Annotated in this window: 27 protein-coding genes and 1 pseudogene; 22 read left to right on the plus strand and 6 right to left on the minus strand. The window is 65.2% G+C overall.

Going from position 1 to position 23,263, the window contains the following annotated elements; translation table 11 throughout:
* Window positions 1-5: 5 nt before the first annotated feature.
* Window positions 6-596: an NADPH-dependent FMN reductase gene (locus K7I12_RS11260; protein ID WP_231664158.1), complete on the plus strand. Its 591-nt coding sequence runs from the start codon at window positions 6-8 to the stop codon at window positions 594-596.
* Here K7I12_RS11260 and K7I12_RS11265 read toward each other — a convergent pair.
* Together K7I12_RS11265 and K7I12_RS11270 are read right to left on the minus strand one after the other, a co-directional pair.
* Window positions 593-763, minus strand: a complete 171-nt coding sequence (locus K7I12_RS11265; RefSeq protein WP_231664160.1) for an ester cyclase — start codon at window positions 761-763, stop codon at window positions 593-595. The two genes, K7I12_RS11260 and K7I12_RS11265, sit on opposite strands and share 4 nt — an antisense overlap.
* Window positions 753-977 (minus strand): annotated as a pseudogene (locus K7I12_RS11270) (ester cyclase); the annotation flags it as partial. The gene K7I12_RS11265 and the pseudogene K7I12_RS11270, both read right to left, overlap by 11 nt.
* 288 nt (window positions 978-1,265) lie before the next feature.
* On the opposite strand from K7I12_RS11270, the gene K7I12_RS11275 reads away from it, so the two are divergent.
* Window positions 1,266-2,492, plus strand: a complete 1,227-nt coding sequence (locus K7I12_RS11275; RefSeq protein WP_231664161.1) for an MFS transporter — start codon at window positions 1,266-1,268, stop codon at window positions 2,490-2,492.
* A 56-nt stretch (window positions 2,493-2,548) separates the two neighbouring features.
* Here the strand turns inward: K7I12_RS11275 and K7I12_RS11280 are convergent, their stop codons facing one another.
* Window positions 2,549-2,767 (minus strand): tautomerase family protein, encoded by a 219-nt coding sequence (locus K7I12_RS11280; protein WP_231664162.1) that lies wholly within the window; start codon window positions 2,765-2,767, stop codon window positions 2,549-2,551.
* 26 nt (window positions 2,768-2,793) lie between these two features.
* Window positions 2,794-3,534, minus strand: a complete 741-nt coding sequence (locus K7I12_RS11285) for an SDR family oxidoreductase (protein ID WP_031384065.1) — start codon at window positions 3,532-3,534, stop codon at window positions 2,794-2,796.
* Between the two features lie 127 nt (window positions 3,535-3,661).
* Here K7I12_RS11285 and K7I12_RS11290 point away from each other — a divergent pair, with 127 nt between their 5' ends.
* Window positions 3,662-3,964 carry a LysR substrate-binding domain-containing protein gene (locus K7I12_RS11290; RefSeq protein WP_231664163.1) on the plus strand — a complete coding sequence of 101 codons (303 nt, stop codon included), beginning with the start codon at window positions 3,662-3,664 and terminating at the stop codon, window positions 3,962-3,964.
* Between the two features lie 46 nt (window positions 3,965-4,010).
* Here K7I12_RS11290 and K7I12_RS11295 read toward each other — a convergent pair whose 3' ends face one another.
* Window positions 4,011-4,901 (minus strand): DMT family transporter, encoded by an 891-nt coding sequence (locus K7I12_RS11295; RefSeq protein ID WP_231664164.1) that lies wholly within the window; start codon window positions 4,899-4,901, stop codon window positions 4,011-4,013.
* Window positions 4,902-5,075: 174 nt separating this feature from the next.
* Between K7I12_RS11295 and K7I12_RS11300 the strand changes: the two genes are divergently transcribed.
* The 6 genes from K7I12_RS11300 to K7I12_RS11325 all read left to right on the plus strand — a co-directional run bounded on the left by K7I12_RS11300 (window position 5,076) and on the right by K7I12_RS11325 (window position 11,487).
* Complete coding sequence (locus tag K7I12_RS11300; RefSeq protein ID WP_231664165.1) at window positions 5,076-5,678, plus strand: biotin transporter BioY; 603 nt, start codon at window positions 5,076-5,078, stop codon at window positions 5,676-5,678.
* A complete protein-coding gene (locus tag K7I12_RS11305) occupies window positions 5,675-6,127 on the plus strand; it encodes a DUF1284 domain-containing protein (protein ID WP_231664166.1) in 453 nt (150 codons plus the stop codon). The genes K7I12_RS11300 and K7I12_RS11305 overlap by 4 nt, the downstream gene beginning before the upstream one ends.
* Before the next feature lie 303 nt (window positions 6,128-6,430).
* A complete protein-coding gene (locus K7I12_RS11310; RefSeq protein ID WP_231664168.1) occupies window positions 6,431-7,729 on the plus strand; it encodes a DUF3100 domain-containing protein in 1,299 nt (432 codons plus the stop codon).
* 28 nt (window positions 7,730-7,757) lie between these two features.
* Window positions 7,758-8,906 carry a M20 aminoacylase family protein gene (locus K7I12_RS11315; protein ID WP_231664169.1) on the plus strand — a complete coding sequence of 383 codons (1,149 nt, stop codon included), beginning with the start codon at window positions 7,758-7,760 and terminating at the stop codon, window positions 8,904-8,906.
* A gap of 131 nt (window positions 8,907-9,037) precedes the next feature.
* Window positions 9,038-9,940: an NAD(P)-dependent oxidoreductase gene (locus K7I12_RS11320; RefSeq protein WP_231664170.1), complete on the plus strand. Its 903-nt coding sequence runs from the start codon at window positions 9,038-9,040 to the stop codon at window positions 9,938-9,940.
* A complete protein-coding gene (locus K7I12_RS11325) occupies window positions 9,937-11,487 on the plus strand; it encodes an aldehyde dehydrogenase family protein (protein WP_231664171.1) in 1,551 nt (516 codons plus the stop codon). Before K7I12_RS11320 ends, K7I12_RS11325 begins: the two co-directional genes overlap by 4 nt.
* 74 nt (window positions 11,488-11,561) lie before the next feature.
* Here the strand turns inward: K7I12_RS11325 and K7I12_RS11330 are convergent, their stop codons facing one another.
* Entirely contained in the window at window positions 11,562-12,476 is a 915-nt protein-coding gene (locus K7I12_RS11330; RefSeq protein ID WP_231664172.1) for a LysR family transcriptional regulator, read from the minus strand.
* A 246-nt stretch (window positions 12,477-12,722) separates the two neighbouring features.
* Here K7I12_RS11330 and phnC point away from each other — a divergent pair, with 246 nt between their 5' ends.
* From phnC to phnP, 13 genes are all read left to right on the plus strand, one after another.
* Entirely contained in the window at window positions 12,723-13,553 is an 831-nt protein-coding gene (gene phnC / locus K7I12_RS11335; RefSeq protein WP_231664173.1) for a phosphonate ABC transporter ATP-binding protein, read from the plus strand.
* Window positions 13,554-13,624: 71 nt separating this feature from the next.
* On the plus strand, window positions 13,625-14,641 hold the full coding sequence (phnD, locus tag K7I12_RS11340) for a phosphonate ABC transporter substrate-binding protein (protein WP_031384079.1): 1,017 nt from the start codon (window positions 13,625-13,627) through the stop codon (window positions 14,639-14,641).
* A gap of 48 nt (window positions 14,642-14,689) precedes the next feature.
* On the plus strand, window positions 14,690-15,484 hold the full coding sequence (phnE, locus tag K7I12_RS11345) for a phosphonate ABC transporter, permease protein PhnE (protein ID WP_031384080.1): 795 nt from the start codon (window positions 14,690-14,692) through the stop codon (window positions 15,482-15,484).
* 29 nt (window positions 15,485-15,513) lie between these two features.
* A complete protein-coding gene (phnF, locus tag K7I12_RS11350) occupies window positions 15,514-16,251 on the plus strand; it encodes a phosphonate metabolism transcriptional regulator PhnF (protein ID WP_035575284.1) in 738 nt (245 codons plus the stop codon).
* Window positions 16,248-16,679: a phosphonate C-P lyase system protein PhnG gene (gene phnG, locus K7I12_RS11355; protein WP_031384082.1), complete on the plus strand. Its 432-nt coding sequence runs from the start codon at window positions 16,248-16,250 to the stop codon at window positions 16,677-16,679. The genes phnF and phnG overlap by 4 nt, the downstream gene beginning before the upstream one ends.
* Complete coding sequence (phnH, locus tag K7I12_RS11360; protein ID WP_051907462.1) at window positions 16,676-17,293, plus strand: phosphonate C-P lyase system protein PhnH; 618 nt, start codon at window positions 16,676-16,678, stop codon at window positions 17,291-17,293. Before phnG ends, phnH begins: the two co-directional genes overlap by 4 nt.
* On the plus strand, window positions 17,278-18,375 hold the full coding sequence (locus K7I12_RS11365; RefSeq protein ID WP_231664174.1) for a carbon-phosphorus lyase complex subunit PhnI: 1,098 nt from the start codon (window positions 17,278-17,280) through the stop codon (window positions 18,373-18,375). The genes phnH and K7I12_RS11365 overlap by 16 nt, the downstream gene beginning before the upstream one ends.
* A complete protein-coding gene (locus K7I12_RS11370) occupies window positions 18,372-19,205 on the plus strand; it encodes an alpha-D-ribose 1-methylphosphonate 5-phosphate C-P-lyase PhnJ (protein ID WP_231664175.1) in 834 nt (277 codons plus the stop codon). The genes K7I12_RS11365 and K7I12_RS11370 overlap by 4 nt, the downstream gene beginning before the upstream one ends.
* Window positions 19,202-20,008 (plus strand): phosphonate C-P lyase system protein PhnK, encoded by an 807-nt coding sequence (gene phnK / locus K7I12_RS11375; RefSeq protein ID WP_231664176.1) that lies wholly within the window; start codon window positions 19,202-19,204, stop codon window positions 20,006-20,008. The genes K7I12_RS11370 and phnK overlap by 4 nt, the downstream gene beginning before the upstream one ends.
* Window positions 20,009-20,020: 12 nt before the next feature.
* Window positions 20,021-20,743, plus strand: coding sequence for a phosphonate C-P lyase system protein PhnL (gene phnL, locus K7I12_RS11380; RefSeq protein WP_231664177.1), 723 nt, complete (start codon window positions 20,021-20,023; stop codon window positions 20,741-20,743).
* Window positions 20,740-21,882, plus strand: coding sequence for an alpha-D-ribose 1-methylphosphonate 5-triphosphate diphosphatase (locus K7I12_RS11385; RefSeq protein ID WP_231664178.1), 1,143 nt, complete (start codon window positions 20,740-20,742; stop codon window positions 21,880-21,882). Before phnL ends, K7I12_RS11385 begins: the two co-directional genes overlap by 4 nt.
* A gap of 26 nt (window positions 21,883-21,908) precedes the next feature.
* A complete protein-coding gene (phnN, locus tag K7I12_RS11390) occupies window positions 21,909-22,499 on the plus strand; it encodes a ribose 1,5-bisphosphokinase (RefSeq protein ID WP_231664180.1) in 591 nt (196 codons plus the stop codon).
* Window positions 22,496-23,251 carry a phosphonate metabolism protein PhnP gene (gene phnP / locus K7I12_RS11395; RefSeq protein WP_231664181.1) on the plus strand — a complete coding sequence of 252 codons (756 nt, stop codon included), beginning with the start codon at window positions 22,496-22,498 and terminating at the stop codon, window positions 23,249-23,251. The genes phnN and phnP overlap by 4 nt, the downstream gene beginning before the upstream one ends.
* The last annotated feature ends 12 nt before the right edge of the window (window positions 23,252-23,263 follow it).

The raw sequence follows: 23,263 nt of genomic DNA on the forward strand, positions 1-23,263 counted from the left end.
ACTCCATGCCCGACCGCATCCTCGTGTTCTACGGATCCTATCGTTCCGACCGCACCGGCATCCGCCTGGCCGACTATGCCGTACGCACCCTGCAGGCGCGCGGCTGTGATGCCGAACTGGTCGACGCCCAGCAGGTCGAGCTGCCGATGCTGGATCGCATGTACAAGGAGTATCCGCAGGGCGAGGCGCCGGAAGCGATGGAAAGCCTGGCTGGCAAGATTCGCCAAGCAGACGGCTTCGTCTTCGTCACCGGCGAATACAACTGGGGCATGCAACCCGGGCTCAAGAACCTCACCGATCACTTCCTGGAGGAGTGGTTCTGGCGCCCGGCCGGCATTGTCAGCTACTCGGCCGGACGTCTCGGCGGCGCACGCGCCGGCCTGCTGTGGCACGGCACATTGGCCGAGATGGGCATGGTGGTCATTTCCAGCCAGGTCACCGTCGGCCCGATCACCCGGACGCTGGACGCCGACGGCAACCCCACCGGCGATGCCGGCCAGTCACTGGAGAAAGCCTTCGGCCGTTTCGCCGACGACCTGGGCTGGTGGGTGGAAGCGGCGAGGACCCAGAAAGCGCGCAAGGCACCGCCGTTTTAAAGCTGAGCCTCGATCGCCAGCTTATCGACAATCGACCATACCCGAGCGATCCTTGCGTTCTCGAAAATGTAGAAAACATTCTCGGTGAAGCGCACTTTCCTGCCGTTCACCGGCAGCCCGAGCCCCCCCCATGGGCGTGCAATGAAAGCCCAAACGGCTCGCGACATTCTGCGAGTCGGCGATCAGCAACTGAATCTCGAAATGCAGATCGGGGATGGCGTCGAAATCCCTCTCCAGCATCTCGCGATAACCCGAGAGCCCGAGCCGCCGGCCATTGTGGTGTACGTCGTCAGCGACGAACGCGCCCAGATTCGCCCACTCCTGCTCATTGAGGCAGGCGATGTAGTCCCGGTAGATGTTGGAAAGCATTTCTTCGGCCATGCCGATACCCCTTTCATGGAAGCGGAGATTTCATTCCACGTTATGGCACGCTTCTCCGTTCCGCCAGCCAATCTGTTAGTCTGGAAACGAATGCCAACCATCGCTGACGAACGCTTGCCCCGGGCATGGCGATCGCCGGCATCGACGTGCCCGATCGCAGAGACGCGACCGGCGTCCGAGACAAGGAGTCATGCTGCCTCCCATGATCGTCATTCACCGCGACACCCGGCCGGCGAGCTGCCTTCGTTCCCATGACGGCGCCCCCGCCAACCGCGGGTCTCGCCACGCATGAGCGACACCCGCCTCTTCCGCTCGCTGCGTATCTACAACTATCGGGTCTGGGCCGCCGGCGCGCTGGTCTCCAACGTCGGCACCTGGATGCAGCGTGTCGCTCAGGACTGGCTGGTACTCACCGTACTCACCGATCACAACGCCAGTGCCGTGGGCATCACCATGGCCCTGCAGTTCGGGCCGCAACTGCTGCTGCTGCCGCTGACCGGCTATGCGGCCGACCATGTCGATCGCCGCCGCCTGATCATGCTCACCCAGGCCCTGCTCGGCCTCCTGGCGCTGGGGCTCGGGCTGGTGACCGTCAGCGGCGTGGTCACGCTGTGGCAGGTCTACGCCTTCGCCCTGGGCCTGGGCTGCGTCAGCGCCTTCGATGCGCCGGCGCGACAGACCTTCGTCAACGACCTGGTCGGCGAGCAGTACCTCTCCAACGCGGTGGCGCTCAACTCGACCTCGTTCAACGCCGCCCGCATGGTCGGCCCCGCCGTGGCCGGGCTGCTGATCGCCGCCGTCGGCACCGGCTGGGTGTTCCTGATCAACGCGGTCTCCTTCGCCACCGTACTCGGGTCGCTGTGCCTGTTGCGCGTCCAGGAACTGCATGCCGCCGCGCGCCCGCCGCGCAAGGCCGGCGACCTGACCGAGGGCTTCCGCTACGTCTGGCGGCGCCGGGACCTGATGGCAATGCTGCTGATGCTATTCCTGATCGGCACTTTCGGCTTCAACTTCCCGATCTACATCTCGACCATGTCGGTCAGCGTCTTTCACGGCGACGCGGGCCAATACGGGCTTTTGACCTCCTGCCTGGCGGTCGGCTCGGTGATCGGCGCGCTGCTGGCCGCCCGCCGCGAGCGCCCGCGGGTGCGCCTGCTGTGCCTCACCACCCTGAGCTTCGGCATTTTTTGCGCAGCGGCGGCGTTCGCCCCCAACGAATACCTGTTCGCCGCGGCGCTGGCGGTCATCGGTCTTTCCGCACTGACCTTCATGACCGCTGCCACCGCGCTCATGCAACTCTCCACGGAACCCTCGATGCGCGGTCGGATCATGGCCCTGCGCATCGCCGTCACCATGGGCGGCACGCCCATCGGCGCCCCCATCGTCGGCTGGATAGCCGATCAGGCCGGCCCGCGTTGGGCCATGGCGGTGGGTGCCGCTGCCGGCATCGTGGCCGCGACGATCGGGGGATGGCTGGTGTTGCAGGCGCGTCGGGCGCGCGACCGTAGCGAATGACGTGATGGTGGTCTTAATACCCCTAAACGCCAGCGGCGTGGTCTGGCGGGCGCGGGTCACGTTCTCCTGGGCGGCAATCCCCTCTTTTCCAGCGTCAGGGTCTCATCGGCGCGCCCCCAGCCTCCATCGGCGACCTCCTCCACCAGCACCATGGTGTAGGGGCGCACCGCCTCGCCGAAATACTCGACGAACAGGTCGGTGGTGCGGTGGACGATCTCTTCCTTGCGGGCGTGATCCAGGATGCCCTCGGGAAACTTGTAGTTGGCAAATGGCATTGTTTCTATCCTCGAAAAGATCGGTTTCAGACCATGCCGCCGTTGACGCGCAGGATCTGGCCATTGACCCAGCCGCCCTGCGGCCCGGCCAGAAACGCCACGGCATCGGCGATTTCATCGGGCTGACCCAGACGCTCGAACGGCGCCAGGTTGGCGATCGACTGGACCTGCTCCTCGCTCTTGCCGGTGAAGAACAGCTCGGTGGCCACCGGCCCCGGCGCCACGCCATTGACCGCGATCTTCCGGCCACGCAGCTCGTTGGCCAGCACCTTCACCAGCCCCTCGACGCCGGCCTTGCTGGCGATATAGGCGCCGTACCCGGGGAACGATTTCCCCAGCACCGAGGAAGAGAGCGCGATGATGCGGCCGCCCTCCTCGAGCACTTCGGCGGCTTTCGCCATCACCAGCCAGCTGCCGCGCAGGTTAGTCAAAAGCGTCTTGTCGAGAAGCCCGACATTGTCGGTAGTGATCCTTGCCATCTGCAGGATGCCGGCATTGTTGACCACCACGTCGAGCCGCCCGAACGTCTCCAGCGCCTGCGCGAACAAGCGCTCCACCGCATCCGGGTCGGCGATGTCGGCCTGAACCGCCAGCGCCCGGCCGCCATTGGCCTCGATATCGGCCACGGCCTGCTCGGCGAGGGAAGCGCTGCCTGCATAGTTGACCACCACGGCAAAGCCGTCGGCGGCGAGCTTTTGTGCGATGGCGCGGCCGATACCGCGAGAGGCGCCGGTCACCAGGGCGACTTTCTGCGTAGCGTGGGTCATGATTCGATGTCTCCGTAGCACGGATTGAAAGCGGGAATGAACAGCACTTACCAACGTGCGCCATGAGAGTATTGGCGTTTCTCCAGTGCGTCCGACATCGGAAGGCGCGGCGTACCATGAGCGTTGTGTGCAGCTTTTGGCGGAACTCGAGGACGCCGAAGCGATCCTGCAACCGGTGGCGAGCAATCCCGCCGGTGTATTGCGCGTCGAACTCCACGGCATTCACGCCAGCCGGATCGTGCTGCCGCGCATCGATGACTTCCACGCTCGCTACCCTCGCCTGGAACTGGTCGTCACCAGCGGCGACCGGCTCGTCGACCTGATCGCCGAAGGGGTCGACTGCGCGGTGCGAGGCGGCACGCCGCACGCTTCGGCACCAGCCGCCAGGCCACCTCGACGAAGCGCGTCACTCCCGCCTCGCGGAAATTGAGCGACGACTGAAACGCGTCCTGGCACGGCCGCTCCGCGCTTGCCCTTTACCAGCCTCGCGGCAGATTGAGCGTGACCAGCGAAACACCCACGATCGTCACTGCCGCGCCGACGATCTGGCTGGGCGTGATGGGCGTACCCAGCAGCCAGTAGCCCAGGAGCATGGTCGCCACCGGCAGCAGATTGAGCGAGGTCGCGGTGCGGCTCGGCCCGACCAGCAGCAAGGCGCGGTTGTAGCAGACCAGTGCAATCAGCGAGGGGCCGATTCCCAGATACAGCACCGTTGCCAACGAGGCGCCATCGAGGTGCCACATGGTATCCAGCAACCAGTTTTCCAGCAGCGCCAGCGGGGCGAGACACGCCACCGCGATACCGGTCATCGGCACCAGCGAGGCATAGAAGGGAATCCGCCCCAGCCATTGGCGAACCGCCAGCATGTAGAGCACCCAGGAAGCCACGGCGCCGCCCACGAACGCATCGCCCACCTGAAGACGATACAGGATACCCAGCGGCTCGCCGTCCGTGATCACCCAGGCCGCGCCAAACGCCGACATGGCGATGCCCGCCCATTTCACGCCGCCCAGCCGCTCGCGGAAGAACAGCGCCATGACCAGCGCCGTCACGGCCGGGATCATGCTCTCCAGCACCGCCACGTTGGTGGGCTCGCTCGTCTGCAATGCGGAGTAGAGGGTGGCGTTGAACAGCGCCATCCCGGTGATCGCCATCGCCGTCAACGCCTTGGCCTGCCGACGCAGCGCCTCGCGCTGCTGCCATGCCGCACGACCGAAGAGCGCCGACACGGCGATGAAGGCCACCAGCATTCGCGCCAGGGCCAGCGTCAGCGGCGGCAGGCTCGCCGTGGCCAGCTTGCCCACCAGCAGGTTGCCGGCGAACAGCAGGACGACGACACATAGATAAAGGATGGCGCGAGCGGTCACGAGAGCTACCTCAACCAACGACGCTGGTTACGGTAGAGGCTCTTCACGGGCGGGGCAACCGGCCAGCCCTCTTAGCAAATCGTCTTCACCGATAATCGCCGATTGAATTCGGTAGGGTTCTGCGGCTAAAGTTCAACAGTCAACTTTTAAAATACCATAAAGGTAACTGAGAGCATGAACGACGCACGATCAGCCACACAGCTCTCCGCCAATGGCCCGCTTGGTCTCTCCGCACGATCCGGCGCCTGGAAGTTCGCCGCAGTGGTACTGGGCAGCTTGCTGCTGACGCTCTCTTCCTATGTGTCCGTGCCGATGATTCCGGTGCCGGTCACCCTGCAGACCTTCGCCGTGATGCTGATCGGCGCGCTCTATGGCTGGCGGCTCGGGGCATTGACGGTGATGACGTGGCTCGGCCAGGCGGCAGTGGGGCTGCCGGTACTCGCCGGTGGCAACGGCGGCTGGGTGGCCTTCGTCGGGCCGACCGCCGGTTACCTGGTTGCGTTCCCGCTGTGCGCCGCGCTGGCCGGATGGCTGGCGCAGCGCGGCTGGAACGGTCGTCGCCCGTGGCTAGCCTTCGTCAACATGCTGCTCGGCAACCTGGCCTGCCTGATCATCGGCGCGGCATGGCTGGCGGCGCTGATCGGACCGCAGCAGGCTATCGCGCTGGGCGTAACACCGTTTCTCGTCGGCGGCGTGCTCAAGTCGGCGCTGGGCGCAGTGACGCTCAAGCTGCTCGAGCGGGAGCAAGACCGCAACCGGCTACGCGGTGACGCGTGACGATCCGACTGCGCGCGCATCACCTGCTCTGCCTGCAGACCTACGTCGGCAAGGGCTATAGCGCCGCATTCGTCGCCAACTACGACGCCATCGCCGAACGGCTCTCCCGAGGCGAGTCCGTTCGGCTGGTGACCGGCCCGGACGCCATCTGCGCGCCGTTGCTGTCGCCCGGGGCCGCGGCCGGGGCCACTCATTGCCACCGGCAAAGCGTGGCCCGGCGCGACGCCACCGCGCTGGAAGATCTCGGCTCGTTGCTCGGCAGATCGCTGCGCCCCGGCGACACGCTGACGCTCGAGCCGGCACTGCTGCAAGGGCTGCGCGCCGCCTTCCGCGACGGCACCACGCGGCGTGCCTGCATCGATTGCCAGTGGAGCGAACTCTGCAGTCGGGTCGCCAACGACGATTATGCCGGCACGCGGGTCAACGTCGACGTTATCGCGTCGCGATGACCGAACCCGCCGCTGATGCTCACTTCACCACCGAGATGACCAATAGAGTTACCCCAGGCATGCACGCGATCGAACATGCGATCGGTGACGGGCGCGTGCATCGACTGGCACCAGATCACGGGTAGCCAGCCAGACCGACATGACCGGTTGCGAGCGTATCCAGGATCTTTACCTCTAAAAAACAGAACACCGTCAACCTTTCATTAGAACGCGCCCGCCTTCGATACTCGAAGCGACGGTAATGGTTCTGCCTACCTCCGGCCCGAGCCGTCGTTGCCGCAATTACAACAACAGGACACTCGCATGAAACTCTCTATGCTCCTCGACTGGCGCTTGCATGGCATCGTGGTTGTCGCAGCCCTGCTCTCCGAAGCCATCGGCATCATCAAGATCCCTCTCGGTCCCGGAACCTTACTGCTATTGCCGCTATTCTATGCCTTCATCATCGGGCTCTTGCTTAACCCTCATCTTTTTTCGGTCACATCCCGCCTGGTGCCGGTAAAACTGAGTGAAGCGGCCGCTCCCATCATTCTGTTATCGATCATGCCGTTCATTGCCCGCTTCGGATCCACGATCGGGCCGGCTATCGATCAAATCATCAACGCCGGGCCGGCCCTGATTCTTCAGGAATTAGGCAATCTGGGCACGATGCTGCTGGCCATGCCGTTTGCGGTGATCGTGCTGAAAATGGGACGCGAAGCCATCGGCGCCACCTATTCCATTGCGCGTGAACCCAATATCGCCATCATCTCCGACAAATACGGCCTGAAGGGGCCGGAAGGCATCGGCGTCATGGGTGTCTACGTCGTGGGAACCATGTTCGGCACGCTATGGTTCGCGCTAATGGCAGGTTATCTGACGACGCTGGATATCTTCGATCCGCGCGCCCTGGCGATGGCTTGTGGTGTGGGCAGTGGCAGCATGGTGGCGGCCTGCTCGGGAGCCATAGTCGGCGCCTTGCCGGAGCTGCGTGATGAGCTGTTGGCTTTCGCGGGCGCCAGCAACCTGCTGACCTATGCCACTGGCCTGTATATCTCGCTGTTCATTGCCTTGCCGTTGGCCGAACGCATCTACAAGTGGTGCGCAGGATCCCGAGTGGCACACTCCGTCGGTGCCAAGGCCACGATGGAGCCGAACTTCGCCACCACGGTCAGTGACGAGGAACGCCCCGAGCATCACCTTGGTCAGACCGCAATCGTCATGGCGGTGGTCTGTGTGGTCGCCTGGATCAGCAATATCATCAACGGCGGTTCATTGTTGGCGGCGCTGCCGGGCATGGTGATCCTCTACGCCATGACCATGCTGGGCCTGGCCATCACGCGTCTCGCCCCCTTCTATCTGCCGGGCGTTGCCTGGGTCTCGCTGGTCAGCATCGTCTTGACCCTGCCTTGGTTCCCGGGCAGCGCCTGGATCGTCGAGCAGCTCGAACCGGTGAATTTCCTCGCCATCGTGACCCCGGTGCTGGCCTACGCGGGCCTGGCGCTCTCGCCACGTGAATTCACCATGTTCCGACAGGTCGGCTGGAAGCTGGTCATCGTGTCGCTGCTGGTGTTCACCGGCACCTTCATCGGCTCGGCTGTGGTGGCCCAGGCGCTGCTGTAACCGATGTGACTGCAACAGGGAGAATGCCATGTCGATCATCAATTCGGAGACCCTGCGCGAATGGCGTCATGCGTTTCATCGCCAGCCGGAGACCGCCTTCGAAGAACATCGCACTAGCGCTCGCATTGCCGGGATACTTGATGCCGCGGGGATCGAGAAGGCCACCGGGCTGGGTGGCGGCACAGGCGTCGTAGCCTGGGTCGATGGCCGTCATGGCGGCGGCCGGGCCATCGGGCTCAGAGCCGATATCGATGCGCTGGACGTGAGCGAAGCCAACACCTTCGCCCATGCTTCCCAGAGACCGGGCAAGATGCACGCCTGTGGTCATGATGGGCATACCACCATGCTGCTGGGAGCCGCCTGTGCACTGGCCGAGGATCCTGACTTCGCGGGCCGCGTCTATTTCATCTTCCAGCCGGCGGAGGAAAACGAGGGTGGTGGTCGCGTCATGGTCGAGGAAGGGCTGTTCGAGCGCTTCCCGATGGAGGCCGTCTACGGGGTTCATAACTGGCCGGGCATGGCGGTCGGCGAGGCCGCCGTGCACGATGCGGCGGTGATGGCGGCATTCGATGTGTTTACCGTGAAACTCACCGGTAGCGGATGCCATGCCGCCATGCCCCATCTGGGCAAGGATGTGGTGCTAGCGGCATGCCAGCTGGTCAACCAACTGCAGGGCATCGTCAGCCGCGAGGTACCGGCTCATCAGACGGCCGTCATGAGCGTGACCCAGTTCCATGCCGGGGATGCCTACAATGTCATGCCTGAAACCGTCGAACTGTGCGGCACCGTGCGCTGTTTCGACGCCGAATTGCGTGATCACCTCGAAGCACGCTTTCGCCAGGCGATTGCGACCATGGCGACCTTCCATGGTCTGGATGCCAGCGTCGACTACCAGTCGCGCTACCCGGCCACTTTCAATACGCCAGCGGAGGCCAGCCGCTGCGCCGAGGTGCTAGAGGCAATGCCGGACATCCGGCGGGTACACCGAGACCTGCCCCCTTCCATGGCGTCGGAAGATTTCGCTTTCATGCTTCAGCAACGCCCCGGGGCCTACATCTGGTTGGGTAACGGCAAGGACAGCGCGTCCCTGCATAACCCCAAGTACGATTTTAACGATGCTCTGGCGCCGATCGGCGTGGCGTACTGGACGGCGCTGGCCAGAGCGCTACTCGGCTAACGCTGGCAGGCGGGATTTCCTTCACCAATCGACGAATCTTGGCATGCCTTCCGGGGCATGGCCCAGGGCCCCTTTTACCTGAAAACCAGCAAAGGCGGCTCATCACAGACAAGTACAAACCAGGAGTAGCCATGAACATAGTAATGATCGGCTTGGGGCACATGGGCGGCAATATGGCGCTGACCCTGCAGACAGCCGGCTTCACGGTCATTGGTACGGATGTAGCGGAGGTTGCACGACGCAACATGGCCGCACGTGGGCTTGCGGTCGTCGGTCCGGAAGCGCTGCCAGCGGCCGACGTCTACCTGCTGTCACTACCCTCCTCGGCCCAGGTCAGGGAAGTGATCGAGTCCTCTCCTGGCCTTCTGCGACAGGCGCCGAAGGGCAGCGTGATTGTCGATACCTCGACCAGTGACCCGGTGGTGAGCCGAGAGTTGGCGAAAATGGTTGTCGAGGCGGGTCTCGAGTGGCTCGATGCCCCGGTCAGCGGCGGACCCGCGGGCGCTGCCACGGGAGCCCTCGGCATGCTGCTGGGTGGAGAGGCGTCGACGATCGAGCGCGTCGAACCCATGCTCAAGGCGATGTCGGCTCGATATACCCATGTGGGAGAGGCCGGCAGCGGCCATGTGGTCAAGCTGGCCAACAATTATCTTTGCGCGGCGCACCTGCTGACCACTGCCGAAGCCGTCGCGTTGGCGATGCGGGCCGGCGTGGCCCCCGAGGCTTGTCTGGCCGGGTTGAACAGCGGTTCCGGCCGCAGCGCCGTGAGCGAAGTCAATTTCCCCAAGTGGGTTCTCCCGGCGGCCTTCGATTCCGGTTTCACCACCGGCCTGATGCGTAAGGACCTGCGCCTGGCGCGTGATGCGGCAGCGGGCATGGGGCTGTCTCTGGATCTCTTGAGCAGGGTCGTGGAGCAGTGGCACGCCAATGCTGACGCCTTGCCCGACAGTGCCGACTTCAATCACGTGACGGACGAGATCTTGCGCCTCGCGCAAGCGGACGGCGCGACTTCGACCCAGGAGGCCGGGCAATGAACTCCCTCAACAGCAAGGCCGTTGAACGCCTCGCAGAACTGCTGACGGCGCTGGGAATGCAGGCCGAGCTCCCGCTGAGCAACTGGGTGGACGGAGAGTTGCTGGCGGGCCAGGGCGAGAGCATCGAACTGCTCGATCCGGTAACGGGGCTGCCTTTGATTCGGTATCGCGACGCGGGCGGCAGCTTGGTGGAACGTGCCGTGGCCGCGGCGACTGCCGGCCAGCGCGAGTGGATGGCGTTAACGGCCAGCGAGCGCGGCAGGCGCATGACGGTAGCCGCCTGGGCCTTGCGCGGGCATGAGGAAACATTAGCGCAACTGGAAAGCATCGTGGCGGGCAAGCCCATTCGAGATTGTCGCGGCGAAGTGAACAAGGTCCGCGAGATGTTCGAGTACTATGCCGGCTGGTGCGACAAGCAGCATGGCGAAGTGATTCCGGTACCCACCTCGCACCTCAACTATGTGCGCCATGTGCCCTATGGCGTCGTCGGTCAGATCACGCCCTGGAATGCGCCGATGTTCACCTGTGCCTGGCAACTGGCGCCGGCGATCGCCGCAGGCAATGGGGTCGTGCTCAAGCCCTCGGAAATGACCCCCTTCTCCTCGATAGCGGTCGCCATGTTGCTGGAGCGCAGTGGGCTGCCCAGAGGGCTGATCAACATCGTCAATGGCGTGGGGCCAACCACGGGGGCAGCGCTCACCGGACATGCCGGCATCGCCAAACTGGTGTTTGTCGGCTCCCCCGAGAGTGGGCGACGCATCGCCCAGGCTGGGGCCGAGCGCCTGGTTCCGAGCGTGCTGGAATTGGGGGGCAAATCGGCCAATATCGTGTTCGCCGATGCCAGGCACGACGACGCCGTGGCCGGCGCTCAGGCGGCTATCTTCGCCGCGGCGGGGCAGAGCTGTGTTGCAGGGTCCCGCTTACTCGTTCAGCGGGAGGCGTTCGACGAGGTGTGTGAGCGGCTGGCCCGGGCGGCTGGCGAGATCGCGGTCGGATTGCCCAGCGACGAGGCAACCCTGATGGGACCGGTGCAGAATGCAAGGCAGCATCAGCACATCGTCTCGATGATCGAGTCGGCACGACAACGGGGGGCCCGGTTACTCTGTGGCGGGCACCGCCCCCAAGGGTTGCCGCAAGAGGCCAGCGGTTATTTTCTGGCACCTACCGTGCTCGTCGATGTCACGGAGGACATGGCCATCGCCCAGGAAGAAGTGTTCGGTCCCGTGGTCGTGGTCATGCCGTTCGACGCCGAGGAGGATGCCGTCCGCCTGGCCAATGCCACGCGCTTCGGGCTGGCCGGGGCGGTCTGGACCCAGGATCCGGCGCGAGCCCATCGTGTGGCGTCCCGATTGCGGGCAGGCACGGTGTGGATCAACAGCTACAAGGCGATCAATGTCATGTCGCCTTTCGGCGGCTTCGGCGACAGTGGGTTCGGGCGCTCCAGCGGCGTCGAGGGGCTCAAGGAATACACCGTGACCCAGAGCGTATGGGTGGAAACCGCGATATCTGCCAGCGTGGCCATGGGCTATGGCAACGGCGTAGGGTGATCCAGCGCTTTCTCAGCCAGGCCGGCCTGGCTCGCAGGTCTTGAAACCATTCGGCCTGCCGAACTTCGCCGTGCTCAGGCCCGCGAGCTGAAGGCCCGCATCCAGCGCTCCAAGTGGCGCAGCAACTGAAGGCCGGCTCTGGGCATGCGCCGGCCGACTCGAGTGATGATATGGGCATGGGCCTGCCGAAAGCGCTCGCAATCCACGTCGCGGGCAACGAGCAGGCCATCCTCCAACTCACGGGCTGCCGCAAAGGCGGGCAACAGCGTGAGGGTTAGCTCGGAGCGGGCGGCATGCTTGAGCACGGCAAGCGAGTTGGTCTGCATGCTGACACGCTGACGCAGGCCCGCCTCGCGAAATCCCTCATCGACCAGCTGGCGGACCCCATGACCGGTACGCCACAAGGCCATGGGATGGTCGCTGAGCGCTGACAGGGGTAGCGCTTCCTTTGCACTGGCCAAGAGGTGAGTCGGCGACATCAGCGCCATTAGCGGCTGACGGCTGGAGTGCCAGAAGCGCAATCGAGGATGGACCCGCTCGTGGTACATCAAGCCGATATGGGCCTCGTCCTCGACAACCGATTCGATGATCTCGCTGGTGCTCCCCGTATTCACATCTAGACGTACTCCGCGATAACGCTCGGTAAAGGTGCGCAGAGGCGTATCGATCAGGTCGCCGACGAAGCCTTCACCGACGGTCAAAGATAGTTGGCCAGTTTCCAGGCGCCGGTAGGCATCGAGTTCTTCACTGAAGACATCATCGAGAGCCGAGCGCTTGCGACAGTATGCCAGCAGCATTTCCCCGACCGCCGTCGGCACCACGCCATTGCGCGAACGCTCCAGCAGCGGAGCGCCGAGGGCCGCCTCGATCAGGATAAGCTGGCGACTGACCGCAGATGGGGCGATATCCAGGCGCGCCGCGGCCTGGCGCACAGATCCTGCTTCTATCGTCACCTGAAAGTAGACCAGCCGCTGATGGGGAATATCCATTTGCTTGTTCCATGCTCGCCCGAGAAGGGAGTGTATCTGGAGCGGTCCGGTTATGACGCGAAGTTTTCAATTGGATAACAGATTTATAGCATTTCCTGTAACTCGTTATTTTATCTGGTCATGAAAAAGAGGCTTCCATCGGGGTGATGTAATCGCCCGCGATCTTTTCATCGAATCGAAATTGTCTAGACAACCTACCTTCATATAGCGACGTCAGACTAGCGCCTAACAGATCAAGGAGGCGTTATGTCGCTGACCACCATCGCGGTAAATCAGCTCAGCAAGACGTTCGGCCATCATCCCGTCCTGCAGGATATCGGCTTCGAGATTCGCCAGGGCGAGCGGGTCGCACTCATCGGACCGTCGGGATCGGGCAAGTCCACCCTGATGCGCCATCTGGTCGGGCTCACCCGCGCCAACCGTCACCGCAGCTGCTGCGTTCATGTCCTGGGGCGCGACATCCAGCGCGCTGGAAAGCTCGTTAGCGCCAGCCGCGTCGAACGCTGCCGCACCGGTTATATCTTTCAGCAGTTCAACCTGGCCGGACGTCTCAGTGTCCTCACCAACGTGCTGGTGGGGCGGCTCGGCCGCATGCCGCGCTGGCGGGCCCTGCTAGGGCGTTTCTCCGCCGAGGAGCGAGCCATGGCCCTGCGCGCCCTGCAGCGTGTCGGCCTCGCGGAACTCGCCGATCAGCGCGCCAACACCCTCTCGGGCGGCCAGATGCAGCGCGTCGCCATCGCCCGCGCCTTGATGCAGGAAGCCGAGCTGATTCTCGCCGACGAGCCGATCGCCTCGCTCGATCCACGCAGCGCTCGCGAAGTCATGGACATACTCAAGCGCATCAACGAAGAAGATGGCCGCACCGTCGTGATCACCCTGCATCAGGTCGAGTACGCCCGCGAGTACTGCCAGCGAGCGATCGCGCTGAAGCAAGGGCGTCTCTACTACGACGGCCCGATTGCCCAACTCACCGATGTCCGCCTACGGGCGCTCTACGACAACGCCGGGCTCGACGAGCTCCACCGGCCATCAGCCACGCCCATACCGCCAGCAACGCTGCGCGCGGCTGCGGGTTAGGCCATGCCACGGCCTGCCCGGCCATCCACACTGAACCCACGCTTCACCACCCATGATTCAGGAGTTCGAACATGAAAATGCGTTCCCTTAGCCGTCTGGTCCTGCCCCTGGTTGTCGGCCTTGGTCTGATCGGCCAGCAGGCCCTGGCTGCCGACGACACGCTCAATTTCGGCATCATCTCCACCGAGTCGAGCCAGAACCAGGCGCCGCTGTGGAAACCGTTTTTGGCCGACATGTCCGAGTCACTGGGTGTCGAGGTCAAGCCGTTCTTCGCCACCGACTATGCCGCGGTGATCCAGGCCATGCGCTTCGACAAGATCGACCTGGCCTGGTACGGCAACAAGTCCGCGATGGAGGCGGTCGATCGCGCAAACGGCGAGATCTTCGCCCAGACCGTGCCCGATAACGGCCAGCCGGGCTACTGGAGCCTGATGATCGTGAACAAGGACAGTCCCTATGACAGCGTCGACGAGATTCTCGCCAACGCGTCCGAGCTGACCTTCGGCAACGGCGATCCCAACTCGACCTCGGGCTATCTGGTACCGGGCTACTACATCTTCGCCAAGAACGGCATCGACCCAGCCCAGGCCTTCAAGCGCACCATGAACTCAAGCCATGAGACAAACGCTCTGTCGGTGGCCAACAAGCAGGTCGACGTGGCCACCTTCAACACCGAAAGCATGGCGCGCCTCAAGATTACTAACCCGGAAAAAGCCGAGCAGCTCAAGGTGATCTGGAAATCGCCGCTGATTCCCTCCGACCCGCTGGTCTGGCGCAAGGACCTGCCCGCGGACCTCAAGGCACGCATGCGCGAGTTCTTCATGGGCTATGGCGAAACCCCGGCACAGAAGGAGAAGCTCGCCTCGCTGCAGTGGTCACGCTTCGAGCCGTCCGATAACGGCCAGTTGCTGCCGATCCGCCAGTTGGAACTGTTCAAGCAGCGTGCACAGGTCGCCGCGAATGATTCGCTGGACGCCGATGACAGGCAGGCCCGCCTCGCCGAGCTGGATGCCCAGCTGGCGTCACTCGACGAACGCTTACAGGCCCGCGAAGCCGCCCAGAACACCACGGCCATGGCGACCCAGTAACCCCAGCGAGCGAAGCGAAGGGCCACGCGCCCTTCGCCCGGAGCCCCCATGACTACTCAGACACCTTCGATGACCGCCGGCCCCCAGCGCAAGCGCAGCTGGCTCAATCTGGCCGGCTGGGGCGCTGCCCTGGCCGTGTTCGGCTGGGCCTGGCAGGGCACCGAGATGCAACCCGGGCTGCTGATCGAGAACGCCGGCAACATGGCCACGCTGGCCAGCGACTTCGTGCCGCCCAGCCTCGACAATCTCGGCTACTACATCGATCAGATGCTGGTCACCATCCAGATCGCCATCTGGGGCACGCTGCTGGCCATCGTGTTTGCCGTGCCGTGCAGCCTGCTGTCCTCCGACAATCTCGTGCCCTGGTGGGTCTACCAGCCGATGCGCCGGCTGATGGATGCCTGCCGCGCCATCAATGAGCTGGTCTTCGCCATGCTGTTCGTGGTCGCCGTCGGGCTCGGCCCGTTCGCTGGCACGCTGGCGCTGTTCATCCATACCACCGGCGTGCTCGCCAAGCTGTTCTCCGAGGCCATCGAAGCCACCGAGGCCGGCCCCATGGAAGGCATCCGGGTTACCGGCGCCGGGCGCATCGAGGAGATCGTCTTCGGCCTGATTCCGCAGGTCCTGCCGCTGTGGATCTCGGTCAGCCTCTACCGCTTCGAGTCGAACATCCGCTCGGCCACGGTGCTGGGCATGGTCGGCGCCGGCGGCATCGGCGTGTCGTTGTGGGAGACCATGCGCGGTTTCCAGTACCCCGAGACCGCCACGATCATGCTGGTGATCATAGTCGCCGTGACGGTACTGGACATGGCTTCGCAAACCGTGCGCAAACGTTTCATCTGACTTCCGGCTGCGCTTTTTCAGGAAAGAACATGTCTAGACAACTCACCCAGGCACCGCGCTACCGCACCCTCGCCGACACCCTGGCGCGCGAGGTCCGCGCCAGCTACCGGCCCGGCGACCTGCTGCCCGCCGAGGCGGCGCTGGCCAAGCGCTTCGACGTCAATCGCCATACCGTGCGTCGGGCCCTGGACGAACTGGTCGCCGCAGGCATGGTCACCCGCCATCAGGGGCGCGGCACCCAGGTCGTCGATCGCCGGCTCGACTACGCCGTCAATGCCGGCAGCAAGGTCACCCAGAACCTCGCCGAGCTGGGCCTCGCCACGCGAACCCTGTGCCTTGAGCAGGGTCTGCGCGTGCCTCCCGAGGCCATCGCCCAGCGCTTCGACCGCAACCCCGGCGAACCGCTGCTGTGCGTCGACACCCTGCGCCATGTCGACGATTCGCCCGTGCTGTTGCTGCGCCACTGGTTCGACGACCGGCGCCTGCCGGATTGGACGCACCGCTACCGTGGCGGACCGACCCGGGCGCTGCTCAAGCAGCACTACGACCTGCGCCTGTATCGCCGCCGTGTGCGCATCGAGGCCGGCAGCGCCAACCGCGACGACACACGCCTGCTGCACTGCCCGCTCAACGCGCCGCTGCTTCAACTCACCAGCGACAACGTCGATGCCGACGCCATGCTGGTGGAAATTTCGGTCGGTCGTGCGCGTGCCGACCGGCTCGCCTACCACATCGATTTCAACGACATCGACGAGGTCTCTCAATGACTCGATCCCAACGTCAGCGGGTTCTGGCGCTGACACCCTGCGAGCGTCTGGAGCCGCGCTGGAGCGCACTCGGCATCGACCGCCCGCATCGCCGCGTACGTGGTCCGGAAATCGGCATGGCCATGGTCCGCGGGCGCCTGGGCGCCACCGGCAATGCCTTCAACCTGGGGGAAATGACCCTGGCCCGCGCCAGCGTGACGCTGGAGGACGGCGCCGTGGGGCACGGCTGGGTAAGCGGTCGCGACCTGCAACATGCCGAGTTGATCGCGCTCATCGACGCCTGTTCGCAGCAGGAGGATCTCCGCGAGCGCATCGACAGCGAGCTGATCGCGCCGCTCATCGACGAGCTCGCCGCCCGCCACGCCGAGGCCTCGCGCACTGCCGCCGCCACCCGCGTGGATTTCTTCACCATGGCAAGAGGGGAATGAGCATGCTCTGGCCTGGCCTCACCGACCCCGTGCACGACAGCCAGCGGCTGTTCCGCCAGTGTCTCCAGGCGATGTCGGAACCCGGCACGCTGCACATTCTGGACGTTGCCGCCCCGCCCGAAGGGGTCCCGATCGGCGCCGCCCTGTGGGGCGTGCTGCTCACCCTGTGCGATCTAGACACCCGGGTGTGGATCGCCCGCGAGCTCGACACGTCGGCGCTGCGCGACGCGCTGACGTTCCACACCGGCTGTCACCCGACCGACGACCCGGCCAGCGCCGATTTCGCCCTGGTCACGCCCACCGCCCTGGTCGAAGGCATCGCCTTCGCCACCGGCAGCGACGAGTATCCCGATCGCAGCACGACCCTGCTGGTGGCGCTCGACCATCTCGCCGACCACGGCCCGTGGCAGCTCAGCGGACCCGGCATCCCTGAACGACGCTGGCTCGATGTCGGCAACGCCGAGCCGCTGATGCGACGTCTCGCCGCCAACCGTGCCCGCTTCCCGCGTGGCCTCGATGCCCTGCTGGCCTGCGACGCCCGGCTGACGGCGATTCCGCGCAGCAGCCGGATCGAGAAACACCTGGCGGAGGACCGCTCATGTATGTCGCAGTGAAAGGCGGCGAACAAGCGATCAATAACGCCCACCGCTTGCTCGCCGACCGCCGCCGTGGCGAGCGCGATCAGGCCGAACTGTCGGTGGCGCAGATCCAGAGCCAGCTGCGCCTGGCCGTCGACCGGGTGATGGCCGAGGCCTCGCTCTACGACCCCGAGCTCGCCGCCCTGGCGCTCAAGCAGGCCAGCGGCGACATGATCGAGGCCGTATTCCTGCTGCGCGCCTATCGCACCACCCTGCCGCGGCTGGCGGTCAGCGAGCCACTCGACACCAGCGCGATGCGCGTCGAGCGCCGCATCAGCGCCACCTACAAGGACATCCCCGGCGGCCAGATCCTGGGGCCAACCTACGATTACACCCACCGCCTGCTGGATTTCATGCAGCTGGCCGACGGCGAGACGCCGGAACCGGCACGCGCTGACGTGGCGCTGGAGCGTTGCCCGCAGATTCTCGACCTGCTCAATGCCGAGGGGCTGATCGAGCGCGAGCACGATGACGGTGCCCAACCCGCCGACATCACCCGCGACCCGCCCGACTACCCGGTCGATCGTGCCACCCGCCTGCAGATGCTGGCGCGCGGCGACGAGGGCTACCTGCTGGCGCTGGGCTACTCCACCCAGCGCGGCTACGGGCGCAACCATCCCTTCGCCGGCGAGATCCGCCTCGGTCAGGTGGAGATCGAGATCTCCGTCCAGGAGCTCGGCGAGTGCGTCTGCATCGGCGAAATCCCGCTCAGCGAGTGCCAGATGATCAATCAGTTCGGTGGCTCCCGCGAGGTGGCGCCCCAGTTCACGCGTGGCTACGGGCTGGCCTTCGGTCACAACGAACGCAAGACCATGGCCATGGCGCTGGTCGATCGCGCCCTGCGTGCCGAGGAACTCGGCGAACCCATCGGCAGCCCGGCCCAGCAGGCCGAGTTCGTGCTTGCCCACGCCGACAGCGTCGAGGCCTCGGGCTTCGTCTCGCACCTCAAGCTGCCGCACTACGTCGACTTTCAGTCCGAGCTCGACCTGCTGCGCCGGCTTCGCCGTGCCCATGCGGACGGCCAGCAAGCGGCATTCGACGCGGAGGAGGGCCAATGAACGGATACAACTTCGCCTACCTGGACGAACAGACCAAACGCATGATTCGCCGCGCGCTGCTCAAGGCGGTGGCGACTCCCGGCTATCAGGTGCCCTTCGGCGGCCGCGAGATGCCCATGCCCTACGGCTGGGGCACCGGCGGCATGCAGCTCACCGCCAGCATCCTGGGCGGCGACGATGTGCTCAAGGTGATCGATCAGGGCGCCGACGACACCACCAACGCGGTCAGTATCCGCGCCTTCTTCCAGCGGGTCGCCGGCGTCGAAACCACCACCGCGACGGCGCAGGCCGACGTCATCCAGACCCGTCATCGAATCCCCGAGGCGCCGCTCGGCCACGGCCAGATTCTGGTCTTCCAGGTACCGATCCCCGAGCCGCTGCGCTTCATCGAGCCCAGCGAACAGGAGACCCGGCTCATGCACGCCTTGGAGGAATACGGCGTGATGCACGTCAAGCTCTACGAGGACATCGCCCGCTACGGCCATATCGCCACCACCTATGCCTATCCGGTCAAGGTCGACGAGCGCTACGTGATGGATCCCTCGCCCATCCCCAAGTTCGACAACCCCAAGCTGCACATGAACGAAGCCCTGATGCTGTTCGGCGCAGGGCGTGAAAAGCGTCTCTACGCCATTCCGCCCTATACCCGGGTGGAAAGCCTCGATTTCGAGGATCACCCCTTCGAGATCCAGACCTGGGACGAATGCTGCGCACTGTGCGGTAGCGAGACCAGCTTCCTCGACGAGGTCATCACCGACGACGCCGGCAGCCGCATGTTCGTCTGCTCCGATACCGATTACTGCCTGACGCGCCGCGGGGAGGTGGCATGAAGCGTTACGTGCTTTCCAGGCCCGGCCTGGAGCGTCCCGCCCTGCTCGACGTGCAGGGCATCAGCTGCCTTTACGGCTCCGACAAGGGCTGCCAGGACATCGATTTCCGCCTGCATGCCGGCGAGGTACTGGGCATCGTCGGCGAGTCCGGCTCCGGCAAGTCGACGCTGCTGCGGGTGCTGGCCGGCCTGGAAGCCCCCGACAGCGGCCATGTGACTTACCACGCCGCGACCGACGACACGCTGGATCTCTATGCCATCAGCGAGGCGCGTCGTCGCGCGCTGCTGCGCCTGGAGTGGGGGCTGATCCACCAGAATCCGCGCGATGGCCTGCGCATGGATGTATCCGCCGGCGCCAATATCGGCGAGCGCCTGATGGCGCTGGGCCAACGCCATTACGGCCAGCTGCGTGCCACCGGCCAGGACTGGATGAGCCAGGTCGAACTCGACCCCGGGCGTATCGACGACGCGCCGCGAGCCTTCTCCGGCGGCATGCAGCAGCGCCTGCAGATCGCTCGCACGCTGGTCACCCAGCCGCGGCTGGTGTTCATGGACGAGCCCACCGGCGGGCTCGACGTCTCCGTGCAGGCGCGCCTGCTCGACATGATCCGTACCCTGGTGCGCCAGCTCGGCCTGTCGGTGGTGCTCGTCACCCACGATCTCGCCGTGGCGCGCCTGCTCTCGCATCGCTTGCTGGTGATGCGCCGCAGCCGGGTGGTGGAAGCCGGCCTGACCGATCAGATTCTCGACGACCCGCAGCACGCCTACACGCAGTTGCTGGTGTCGTCGGTGCTGACCCCTTAAAGGAGCCAGACCATGAATGCCTTACTCACCGTCGAAAATCTGCACAAGGGCTTCGTGCTGCATGGCCAGGGCGGCACCGCGCTGGAAGTCATGCACGACCTGTCGCTCGAACTGCGCGCCGGCGAATGCCTGGTGCTGGCCGGGCGCAGCGGCATCGGCAAGAGCACGCTGCTCAAGATGCTCTACGGCAACTACCTGGCCCGGCGCGGCCGTATCCGCCTGCACTTCAGCGACGGCCCGCTGGAACTGACCGAACTCCCCGCCCACGCCTGGCACCCGCTGCGCCGTGACGTGATCGGCTATGTCAGTCAGTTCCTGCGCGTGGTGCCCCGAGTCTCGGCCTGCGAGGTGGTGATGGAGCCGCTGCTGGCTCGTGGCACCGATGTGCGGGACGCACGCATCAAGGCCGAGACGCTGCTGGCCCGCCTCAACCTGCCGGAGCGATTGTGGCAGCTACCGCCCGGCACCTTCTCCGGTGGCGAGCAGCAGCGCGTCAATATCGCCCGCGGCTTCATCGGCGAGCATCCCCTGCTGTTGCTCGACGAACCCACGGCCTCCCTCGATGCCGCCAACCGCGCCGAAGTGGTCGCGCTGATCAAGGAGGCCAAGGCGCGCGGCACCGCCATGCTCGGCATCTTTCACGACGAGGACGTGCGCAGCCAGGTGGCGGATCGCCTGCTGCCACTCGACGACCACCTGACGGCCAAGACCAGGCACCCGGGACAGCACTCATGAGCGAACAGATCCTTACCCATGCGCGACTGGTACTCGACGACGAAGTCATCCCGGGCAGCCTGGTGATTCGCGACGGCAAGATCGCCGACATCGATACCGCGCCCAGCCGGCGTCCGGCGGCGATCGACTGCGATGGCGACTATCTGCTGCCGGGACTGGTCGAGCTGCATACCGACAACATGGAAAAGTACTTCCAGCCCCGCCCCAAGGTCGCCTGGCCGAGCCGTCAGGCGGCACTCGCCCACGACGCGCAGATGGCGGCCAGCGGCATTACGACGGTGTTCGATGCCGTGTCGATCGGCGACGTCAACAAGGACAGCATGCGCCACCTGGCGCTGCATGAGATGTGCGCCACCATCGGCGACATCGTCGTCGATGGGCTGGCCCGAGTCGATCATCGCCTGCACCTGCGCTGCGAGGTCAGCCAGCCCGAGACATTGCAGCGCTTCCAGGAACTGGCCGACCTGCCGCTGCTCGGCCTGGTGTCGCTGATGGATCACGCCCCGGGCCAGCGGCAGTTCGCCTCGTACGACGCCTATCGCATCTACTACCAGGGCAAATACGGCCTCAACGACGCCGAACTCGAAGCGTTCGTCACGGAGCAGCTCGCCAATAGCGCCCGTTACAGTGCCGAGTACCGTCAGGCCATCGCGGGCGAATGCCACAAACGCGGGCTGGCGCTGGCCAGTCACGACGACGCGACGCTGGAGCACGTCGCCGAGAGCCATGAGTACGGCACCCGTGTCGCCGAATTCCCGACCACCCACGCAGCCGCCGAGGCCTCGCATCGCGCCGGCATGGCGGTGATGATGGGCGCACCCAACGTGGTCCGCGGCGGTTCGCACTCCGGCAACATCGCGGCGGCGGCGTTGGTCGAGCATGGCGTGCTCGACATCCTGTCCTCCGACTATTATCCGGCGGCGCTGCTCGATGCGGTGTTCAGGGTCGCCCGGATGAAGGATGGCTACACGTTGCCGCAGGCGGTGGCCACGGCTTCTCGCCGGCCGGCCGAGGCCGTGGGTCTCAACGACCGGGGCCGTCTCGCCGCGGGGCTGCGTGCCGACCTGTTGCGCGTGCGCCTGATCGACGACCATCCGATGCTGCAACGAGCATGGTCCTGCGGGCAGCAGGTGCATTGATGATTCGCACGGATCCAGGTTCTGAAGTGAGCACGGAATCAGGTGCCGAAACACGCACGGGACCGGGTGCGAAAAAAGCCCGACTCGTTTACCTGATGGGCGCCAGCGGGGTCGGCAAGGACACCTTGCTCGGCGAAGTGCGCCGGCACCGCCCCGAATGGTTGGTGGCCCACCGCTATATCACGCGGCCCAGCGGCGCGAGCGAGAACTGCGTGGGCCTATCGCAGGACGAGTTTGACTGGCGACGGCGCCTGGGTCTGTTCTGCCTCGATTGGCACGCGCATGGTTTCGACTATGGCCTGGGCATCGAGATCCCGGCCTGGCTGGAGCGCGATCAGTTGGTGATCGTCAACGGCAGTCGCCGCGCCCTGGCCACGGCGCGCGAGCATTTCGGCGAGCGATTGCTGCCGGTGCTGGTGACCGCACGGCCCTCGGTGCTGCGGGAGCGCCTGATCCGGCGCGGCCGGGAGACGCGGGACGAGATAGAGGCTCGCCTGCGCCGTCACCAGCAACTGGAAGCCACCCTCGACGGGATCGCTCGCATCGATAACAGCCGTGAGCTGCGGCATACCGTTGCAGCGTTGCAGGCCTTGCTCGTGACGGAGTGCCCGGCATGAGGCTGCGCTTCATGGGCACCGGGGACAGCGCACAGGTACCGCGATTCGGTTGTGACTGCCCGGCCTGTCAGCGGGCCCGGGTATTGAGCGGCCACCGGCGCGGCCCGTGCTGCGCCGAAATCCGTGTCGACGGGGCCCGCATCCTGCTGGACGCCGGACGCATGGATCTCGCCGAGAGTTGCGAGCGTGAGCGTCCCGCGGCCGTTCTGCTGACCCACTACCACGCCGATCACGTCCAGGGGCTGTTCCATCTGCGCTGGGGCACGGGCGAGCCGCTTCCGGTCTATGGTCCCAAAGATGCCCAGGGTTGTGCCGATCTGCACAAGAATCCTGGCGTTCTCGATTTCCAGCCCGGCCTCAAGCCTTTCAGGACGCTGTCACTGGGCGGCCTGGAGATCATCCCCGTGCCCCTCAATCACAGCAAACCCACCTTGGGCTACTGCCTAGCCGGGCTTAATACCAGGCTGGCCTACCTGACCGACACGCTCGGCCTGCCCGGCGATACCGAGCGCTTTCTGCATCAGTGGCAGCCGGATGCGGTGATACTCGATGCCACCCACCCTGCCGGTCATCATGCGCCGCGCAATCACAACAGCCTCGACATGGCCCTGGCCATTATCGACCGCATAGCTCCCGCCCAGGCCTGGCTGACCCACCTCAGCCACGAATTCGACGCCCATGCCATGCATGAGCCACTGCGCTTACCGCCGAACGTGGCATTGGCGATGGACGGCCTGGAAATAGAGTTTTGACTCTCCGGCTCT

It is taken from the genome of Halomonas sp. IOP_31 (assembly GCF_021151495.1).
In the GTDB taxonomy this organism is placed as follows: domain Bacteria; phylum Pseudomonadota; class Gammaproteobacteria; order Pseudomonadales; family Halomonadaceae; genus Modicisalibacter; species Modicisalibacter zincidurans.

Excerpts from the sequence above, each read along its gene's own strand:
- K7I12_RS11280 (WP_231664162.1), bottom strand. The coding sequence starts at position 2,767 with ATGCCATTTGCCAACTACAAGTTTCCCGAGGGCATCCTGGATCACGCC.
- K7I12_RS11325 (WP_231664171.1), top strand. The coding sequence starts at position 9,937 with ATGAACTCCCTCAACAGCAAGGCCGTTGAACGCCTCGCAGAACTGCTG.
- phnE (WP_031384080.1), top strand. The coding sequence starts at position 14,690 with ATGACTACTCAGACACCTTCGATGACCGCCGGCCCCCAGCGCAAGCGC.
- K7I12_RS11320 (WP_231664170.1), top strand. The coding sequence starts at position 9,038 with ATGAACATAGTAATGATCGGCTTGGGGCACATGGGCGGCAATATGGCG.
- phnL (WP_231664177.1), top strand. The coding sequence starts at position 20,021 with ATGAATGCCTTACTCACCGTCGAAAATCTGCACAAGGGCTTCGTGCTG.
- K7I12_RS11275 (WP_231664161.1), top strand. The coding sequence starts at position 1,266 with ATGAGCGACACCCGCCTCTTCCGCTCGCTGCGTATCTACAACTATCGG.
- K7I12_RS11330 (WP_231664172.1), bottom strand. The coding sequence starts at position 12,476 with ATGGATATTCCCCATCAGCGGCTGGTCTACTTTCAGGTGACGATAGAA.
- phnP (WP_231664181.1), top strand. The coding sequence starts at position 22,496 with ATGAGGCTGCGCTTCATGGGCACCGGGGACAGCGCACAGGTACCGCGA.
- phnK (WP_231664176.1), top strand. The coding sequence starts at position 19,202 with ATGAAGCGTTACGTGCTTTCCAGGCCCGGCCTGGAGCGTCCCGCCCTG.
- K7I12_RS11310 (WP_231664168.1), top strand. The coding sequence starts at position 6,431 with ATGAAACTCTCTATGCTCCTCGACTGGCGCTTGCATGGCATCGTGGTT.
- phnG (WP_031384082.1), top strand. The coding sequence starts at position 16,248 with ATGACTCGATCCCAACGTCAGCGGGTTCTGGCGCTGACACCCTGCGAG.
- K7I12_RS11315 (WP_231664169.1), top strand. The coding sequence starts at position 7,758 with ATGTCGATCATCAATTCGGAGACCCTGCGCGAATGGCGTCATGCGTTT.
- phnH (WP_051907462.1), top strand. The coding sequence starts at position 16,676 with ATGAGCATGCTCTGGCCTGGCCTCACCGACCCCGTGCACGACAGCCAG.
- K7I12_RS11300 (WP_231664165.1), top strand. The coding sequence starts at position 5,076 with ATGAACGACGCACGATCAGCCACACAGCTCTCCGCCAATGGCCCGCTT.
- K7I12_RS11265 (WP_231664160.1), bottom strand. The coding sequence starts at position 763 with ATGTCGCGAGCCGTTTGGGCTTTCATTGCACGCCCATGGGGGGGGCTC.
- phnF (WP_035575284.1), top strand. The coding sequence starts at position 15,514 with ATGTCTAGACAACTCACCCAGGCACCGCGCTACCGCACCCTCGCCGAC.
- phnD (WP_031384079.1), top strand. The coding sequence starts at position 13,625 with ATGAAAATGCGTTCCCTTAGCCGTCTGGTCCTGCCCCTGGTTGTCGGC.
- K7I12_RS11370 (WP_231664175.1), top strand. The coding sequence starts at position 18,372 with ATGAACGGATACAACTTCGCCTACCTGGACGAACAGACCAAACGCATG.
- phnC (WP_231664173.1), top strand. The coding sequence starts at position 12,723 with ATGTCGCTGACCACCATCGCGGTAAATCAGCTCAGCAAGACGTTCGGC.
- K7I12_RS11365 (WP_231664174.1), top strand. The coding sequence starts at position 17,278 with ATGTATGTCGCAGTGAAAGGCGGCGAACAAGCGATCAATAACGCCCAC.
- K7I12_RS11285 (WP_031384065.1), bottom strand. The coding sequence starts at position 3,534 with ATGACCCACGCTACGCAGAAAGTCGCCCTGGTGACCGGCGCCTCTCGC.
- K7I12_RS11385 (WP_231664178.1), top strand. The coding sequence starts at position 20,740 with ATGAGCGAACAGATCCTTACCCATGCGCGACTGGTACTCGACGACGAA.
- K7I12_RS11260 (WP_231664158.1), top strand. The coding sequence starts at position 6 with ATGCCCGACCGCATCCTCGTGTTCTACGGATCCTATCGTTCCGACCGC.